Genomic DNA, 6,346 nt, shown 5'->3' on the forward strand with positions numbered 1-6,346 from the left:
ACGTGTCGTCCCTGGTGCTCCAGGACACCGTCGTCGTGTCCGGGGCACGCCAGGGGCCGGCCGTGTCGATCCGCGGTGCGGACCGCACCGGGAACGACGACACGAGGCCCGTCGCCAGCCGGATCCTGCGGAGCACGCTGTACGCCTCCCGCGGCCCGGTGGCGGCGCTCGACATCACCTCGGCGTCCTCGAGCGCCGTCACCAAGCTGGTCGCCATCGACTCCTCGACGCTGTCCGCCGGAGCGACGGGCGCCGGGCTCGCCGTGACGACGTCCCCGGGGTCGCTGCCGGCCACATCCGCGGCGGGCGACGTGGTCGTCACGATGGTGCACGCGACGATCGCCGGGAGCGCGAAGGCGATCACCGTCGCGGCGGACGCCGACGGTCCGGCGCTCCCGTCACCGAACCCCGCGGGCAACGTCACGGTCACGGCCGACCGGTCGATCGTGCAGGGCGCCGTCACGGCGACGAACTTCCCGGGCAGCACGCCGTTCGGCGCGGCCAACACGGTCAAGGTGGACGTCTCGAACTCCGACGCGGCGGTCACGCCCTCCGGGTCGGGCGCCGACGGCAGCACCACCATCTCCGGGACCGGCAACCAGTCGAGCACCCCCGCGCAGCTGTTCCTCGATCCGGCCGCGCGCAACTTCCACCTGCGGCTGAACGCGCCGGCCGTGGACAAGGGGGGAGCCGTCGGCCCCGGCGAGTCCGACCGCGACATCGACGGCGAGCCCCGCCAGACCGGGCCCGCCACCGATCTCGGGTCCGACGAGTTCGTCAACGCTCCACCGGTCCCGGTGCTGAAGGCCGACCGCACGACGATCGCCGCGGGGGAGACGGTCACCTTCGACGGGACGGACTCGGTCGACGCGGAGGCCGCCTACGGAGGCGGGGTCGCGACCTTCGTGTGGCGCTTCGGGGACGGAACCCCGGACGTCCGGACCTCGTCCCCGACGACCAGCCACGTCTACGCCACGCCCGGGACCTACACCGCGCGGCTCGCCGTCGTCGACGCGCAGGGCACCGCGAGCACCGCCGTCGCCTCCGTCGTGATCACGGTCGGACCGCCCGGCGCGGACGGCGTCATGCCGGCCGTGGTGATCGGGTCGCCGCTGTCGCGCCGGGTGCTGCGCATGTACAGCGTGAGCCGCCGGACGGTCGTGAAGAACGGCAAGCGGCGTCGGGTCACCCGGCGCAAGGCACGGGCGATCCGGTTCACGGGCACGGTGCAGGACGCCTCCGGCGTGGCCACCGTGGAGCTGGCGATCCGCCGCGTGCGGCTCGCGCGCAAGTCCAGGAAGAAGACGTCCTCCAAGACCGGGAAGAGGACCTCGGGGCGTGCGTCGGCCTCGAAGCGGTGCGTCTTCTTCGACCTCAGGAAGAACCGGGCCCTGTCGCTGTCGTGTGCGCGACCGCGCTACACGCGCATCGGCTTCAGCAACGGCCTGTGGAGCTACAAGCTGCGGACGCGGGCCTACCCGAAGCTGCGGCCTGGGACCTACCAGCTGATCGTCCGTGCGACGGACAGGACGGGGACGACCTCCAAGCCGCGACGCCGCAGCATCATCCTCAGGGTCAGCTAGCGTCGGCGTGATGCCCATCCCGCCCGAGCAGGCCGACCAGTTCCGCGCGGACAGCCGCGCCCGGTGGGAGGGGGCCGCGGCCGGCTGGGGCGCGGCTCGCGAGAGCTTCCAGCGCGATGCGTCCCCCGTCTCGTACCGCATGATCGACGCGATCCGCGCGCAGCCGGGCCATACCGTCCTCGAGCTCGCCGCCGGCCCGGGGGACACCGGGTTCCTCGCGGCCGAGCTGATCCGACCCGGTGGGACGCTGATCTGCACGGACACCGCCGAGGCGATGCTCGACGTGGCCAGGGCGCGGGCGGCCGAACTGCGCCTCGACAACGTCGAGTTCGTCCTGATGGACGCGGAGTGGATCGATCGCGGTGCCGCGTCGCTGGACGCGATCCTGTGCCGCTGGGGGGTCATGCTCCTGGCCGATCCGGAATCCGCCCTGCGCGAAGCGCGCCGGACGCTGCGCCCCGGGGGGCGCATCGCGATCGCGACGTGGGCCGCGCCGGACCGCAACCCGTGGTCCATGGGACGGCTGCTCGTCCGCCTCGGGGTGCTCCCCGCCGCACCCGACGATGTGCCGGGCCCGTTCGCGCTCGCGGATCCCGATGCGCTCGCCGAGCTGCTCTGGGGCGTGGGCTTCGACGATGTCGAGGTGGAGGCGGTGGATTTCAGCTTCACGGCTCCCGACACCGAGGCGTGGTGGCAGCAGCAGCTGCACTGCTCGCCCTCGTTGCGAGGAGCGACCTCCGGCCTGTCGCCGGCCGCGCACTACGAGCTCCGCGACGCGGTCGACGCCGAGCTCGCGCAGTTCACCGCGGGGGACGGGTCGATCTCGATCCCGGCGCGGGCGCTCGTCGCCGCCGCCGGCGCCTGAGGACCATGTCCGGCCAGGACGCCTGGTGGACCGACGCGGTCGTCTACCAGGTCTACCCGCGGTCCTTCCAGGACTCCGACGGGGACGGCGAGGGGGACCTGGCGGGGATCACGGACCGCCTGGCGCACCTGGAGGATCTGGGCGTGGACGCGCTGTGGCTGTCTCCGATCTATCCGTCGCCGATGGCCGACGGTGGCTACGACGTCGCGGACTACACCGACATCGATCCCCGGTTCGGGACCCTGGCCGACCTCGACGCGCTCGTGGATGCCGCGCACGAGCGTGGTCTGCGGGTGCTCCTGGACGTCGTGCCGTGCCACACGTCGATCGAGCATCCCTGGTTCCGCGAGCATCCCCAGCGGTACGTCTGGCACGACGGGACGGGACCGCCGAACAACTGGGTGGCGACCTTCGGCGGACCCGCGTGGTCGCGCGACGCGCGGACTGGCCGCTGGTACCTGCACTCCTTCTACCCGGAGCAGCCGGACCTCGACTGGCGCAACCCGGAGGTGCACGAGGCCATGGCCCGCGTCCTGGCCTTCTGGCGTGCGCGCGGGGTCGACGGCTTCCGGCTCGACGCGATCGACCGCCTGATGAAGGATCCCGACCTCCGGGACGATCCGCCCAGGCAGGGTGGGGCAGGGCTGCACGAGCACCCGGACTCCGCGCGGCTCGAGCACCGGCACAGCCGCAACGCCCCCGACATCGGACAGGCCCTGCGCTCGCTGCGGGCGGGCGCCGGCGAGGACGCGTTCCTCGTCGGCGAGGTGTACCTCCGGGCCTCGGAGGTCCGTCCGTACATGGCGCACGTCGACGTCGCGTTCGCCTTCGAGTTGCTGCAGTCCGACTGGACGGTCCCGGCGCTGCGCGCGGCGATCGCGGGCGCGCTCGATCCCGGCGGGCCCGACGGCAGGCTCGCGTGGGTGCTCTCCAACCACGACTTCCCGCGGCTGCCGGACCGCGTGGGTCCGGGCGCCCTGCGAGCGGCGGCGATGCTGATCCTCACGCTGCCGGGGGTCGTGTTCCTGTACCAGGGGGACGAGCTCGGCATGGCCGACGGGCCGGGGGGCGATCCGCCGGTGGACCGCTACGGCCGGGACGCCCACCGCCATCCGATGGTCTGGGACGCCGAGGCCCCGTCCGGAGGCTTCTCCACCGGGACCCCGTGGCTGCCCGCGGTACCCGTCGAGAGCGGTGGGGTCGCCCAGCAGCGCGACGCGGAGGACTCGATGCTGGCGCTCTACCGCGACCTCATCGCGGCACGACCCCGCCTCGGCCCCGGGCTGGAGTTCCTGGACCTGGCCGCCGACGTGCTGGCCTACCGACGAGGCGGGCGTCACGTGGTGGCGGTCAACCTCGGCGCGCACGCGCGCCGCGTCGTGCTGTCCGGGACGGTCGTGCGCGCCACGGACGCCCGCCGGCACCCGGCGGGCGCGCGCGTGGACGGCGTGACGCTCGGACCGGGGGAGGGGCTGATCGTCGAAGGCTGATCCGCCCGCGCCCGGACCCAGGTTTCGTGACGGACCGCACGAGGTATACGGCGGCCATGAGGAAGGGGACCGTCGCCCTGATGGCCGCAGCCGCCCTCGCGGTCGGCCTCGCGGCATGCGGGGGCGAGGACTCCGACGGGCGGGGCGTCGAGCTGACGTGGTTCATCTTCAACGAGCCCAGCGGCGCACCGCAGAAGATCGCGGACCGCTGCTCGCAGGAGTCCCAGGGTCGCTACCGCATCCGGTTCGAGTACCTGCCGGCGCAGGCCGACCAGCAGCGCGAGCAGCTGGTCCGTCGCCTCGGCGCCGAGGACGACGGGATCGACCTGATCGGCATGGACGTCATCTGGACCGGGGAGTTCGCCAACGCGGGCTGGATCCGCAAGGTGCCCTCCGCGACGGAGCAGGTCGTGTCGCGCGGCGTCTTCGACAGCGTGCTGGACACCGCACGCTTCGAGGATCAGCTCTACGCGGTCCCGGTCTGGTCCAACACCCAGCTCCTGTGGTACCGCACCGACCGCGTGGACGGACCGCCGCGGACCTGGGACGAGATGCTCGACGAGGCACAGCGGATCGGTCCGGCGAAGGGCCGCATCCAGGTGCAGGGCAACCGCTACGAGGGTCTGACCGTGTGGGCGAGCTGGATGATCGCCTCCGCCGGCACCTCGATCGTCTCCGGCCCGGACACGGTGGCGCTGGAGCGTGAGCCGACCGAGCGGGCACTGGCGATCATGGGCCGCCTGGCGAGATCACGCGTGGCGGCGCCGAACATCGCCACGTCCACGGAGGACACCGCGCGCCTCGGATTCGAGGCCGGGAACTCGACCTTCATGATCAACTACCCCTTCGTCTACCCGTCGGCGAAGTCCAACGCTCCCAAGGTGTTCGAGCACATGGGCGCGGCCAAGCTGCCGGAGGTCGTCGCCGGGACGCCGAGCGCCCCGCCGATCGGCGGCATCAACGTCGGGGTGTCCGCGTTCTCCAAGCATCCCGACGAGGCGTTCGCCGCGACCGAGTGCCTGGTGAAGCCCGAGAACCAGCTCGAGGTGGCCGAGCTGGGCGGCCTGCCGCCGGTCCGCGCGGACCTCTACGAGCGCCCGGAGATCAAGGACATCTACCCGGGCTTCGCCGACTCGATCCGCGACTCGATCCGTGATGCCCGGGCACGACCGTCGGAGTCCCCGGCCTACCAGGACCTGTCGCTCGCGATCCAGCGCGCCCTGAGTCCGCCCACCGACATCGACCCCGACAACCCCGGGGCGGCGTACGAGCGACTGCGCAAGAACGTCGAGAAGGCGATCAAGCGGGAGGGGCTCCTCTGATGGCGACCGCGCGCCACAGCGACCGCGCCCGCGACGAGCGCCGCCTGGGGCTCCTGCTGTGCGCGCCGGCGGTCATCGCGATGCTGCTGGTGACGCTCTACCCGATCGTCTACGCGATCGTCCTCAGCGTCCAGCAGATCGACCTGCGCTTCCCCGACGAGGGCGGCTTCGTCGGGCTCGACAACTACTGGTCGGTGCTGTCCTCCGGGCTGTGGTGGCAGGGCGTCTTCAACACGTTCTTCATCGCCGTCATCTCCGTCTCGATCGAGCTGGTGCTCGGCATGGCCCTCGCGCTGGTCATGCACCGCGCGATCTTCGGGCGGGGAATGGTGCGCACCGCCGTCCTGATCCCCTACGGCATCGTCACGGTCGTCGCCGCGTTCGCCTGGTTCTTCGCCTTCGACCCGGGCAGCGGGTTCGTCAACAACCTGCCGCTGATCGCCGACGACAAGGCGTGGTTCGGCGAGCGGTTCAGCTCCTTCGCGGTGATCATCATGGCCGAGGTCTGGAAGACCACGCCGTTCATGGCGCTGCTGCTGCTCGCCGGGCTCGCGACGATCGACGACGGTCTCTACGAGGCCGCGAAGGTCGACGGCGCGACCGCCCGCCAGCGCTTCTTCCGGATCACGCTGCCGCTGCTCAAGCCGGCCCTGCTCGTGGCCCTGCTGTTCCGCACGCTCGACGCGCTGCGGGTCTTCGACTCGATCTTCGTGATGACACGCGGGTCCCTCGACACCGAATCGGTGTCGATCCTCGGCTACAACCAGCTCATCTCGCGGCTCAACCTCGGGCTCGGGTCCGCGGTCTCGGTGCTCATCTTCCTGATGGTGCTCGCGGTCGCGTTCGTCTTCGTGCGCCTGCTCGGCGCATCGGTGCCCGCCGGGCAGGGGGAGAAGGCCTGATGGAACGCGGCAGCCGTGAGTACGCGCTCTGGACGATCGGGCTCGTCGCCGTCCTGCTGTTCGCCCTCATCCCGGTCGTCTGGATCCTGTCGCTGTCGCTGAAGACGCCGGCGACGGTGGGCGACGGCTCCTTCATCCCGAAGGACATCACGTTCGAGAACTACTCCGGCCTGTTCGAGGGCGG

General features: G+C 72.0%; 5 protein-coding genes and 1 pseudogene. All 6 read left to right on the top strand.

What is annotated here, in order from left to right:
- A partial coding sequence (locus ABYE80_RS15555) for a PKD domain-containing protein (RefSeq protein ID WP_372791212.1) occupies positions 1-1,583 on the top strand: 1,583 nt, incomplete at its 5' end.
- A gap of 10 nt (positions 1,584-1,593) precedes the next feature.
- Positions 1,594-2,448, top strand: coding sequence for a class I SAM-dependent methyltransferase (locus ABYE80_RS15560; protein WP_372791213.1), 855 nt, complete (start codon positions 1,594-1,596; stop codon positions 2,446-2,448).
- Positions 2,449-2,453: 5 nt separating this feature from the next.
- The gene (locus ABYE80_RS15565) at positions 2,454-3,938 is read left to right on the top strand and encodes an alpha-amylase family glycosyl hydrolase (protein ID WP_372791214.1); all 1,485 of its coding nucleotides are present in this window, start codon (positions 2,454-2,456) and stop codon (positions 3,936-3,938) included.
- Positions 3,939-3,994: 56 nt separating this feature from the next.
- The gene (locus tag ABYE80_RS15570) at positions 3,995-5,260 is read left to right on the top strand and encodes an extracellular solute-binding protein (RefSeq protein WP_372791215.1); all 1,266 of its coding nucleotides are present in this window, start codon (positions 3,995-3,997) and stop codon (positions 5,258-5,260) included.
- Positions 5,260-6,162: a carbohydrate ABC transporter permease gene (locus ABYE80_RS15575; protein ID WP_372791216.1), complete on the top strand. Its 903-nt coding sequence runs from the start codon at positions 5,260-5,262 to the stop codon at positions 6,160-6,162. The genes ABYE80_RS15570 and ABYE80_RS15575 overlap by 1 nt, the downstream gene beginning before the upstream one ends.
- Positions 6,162-6,346, top strand: a pseudogene (locus ABYE80_RS15580) (carbohydrate ABC transporter permease); the annotation flags it as partial. The gene ABYE80_RS15575 and the pseudogene ABYE80_RS15580, both read left to right, overlap by 1 nt.

This window comes from Paraconexibacter sp. (assembly GCF_041602235.1).
Lineage (GTDB): Bacteria > Actinomycetota > Thermoleophilia > Solirubrobacterales > Solirubrobacteraceae > Paraconexibacter.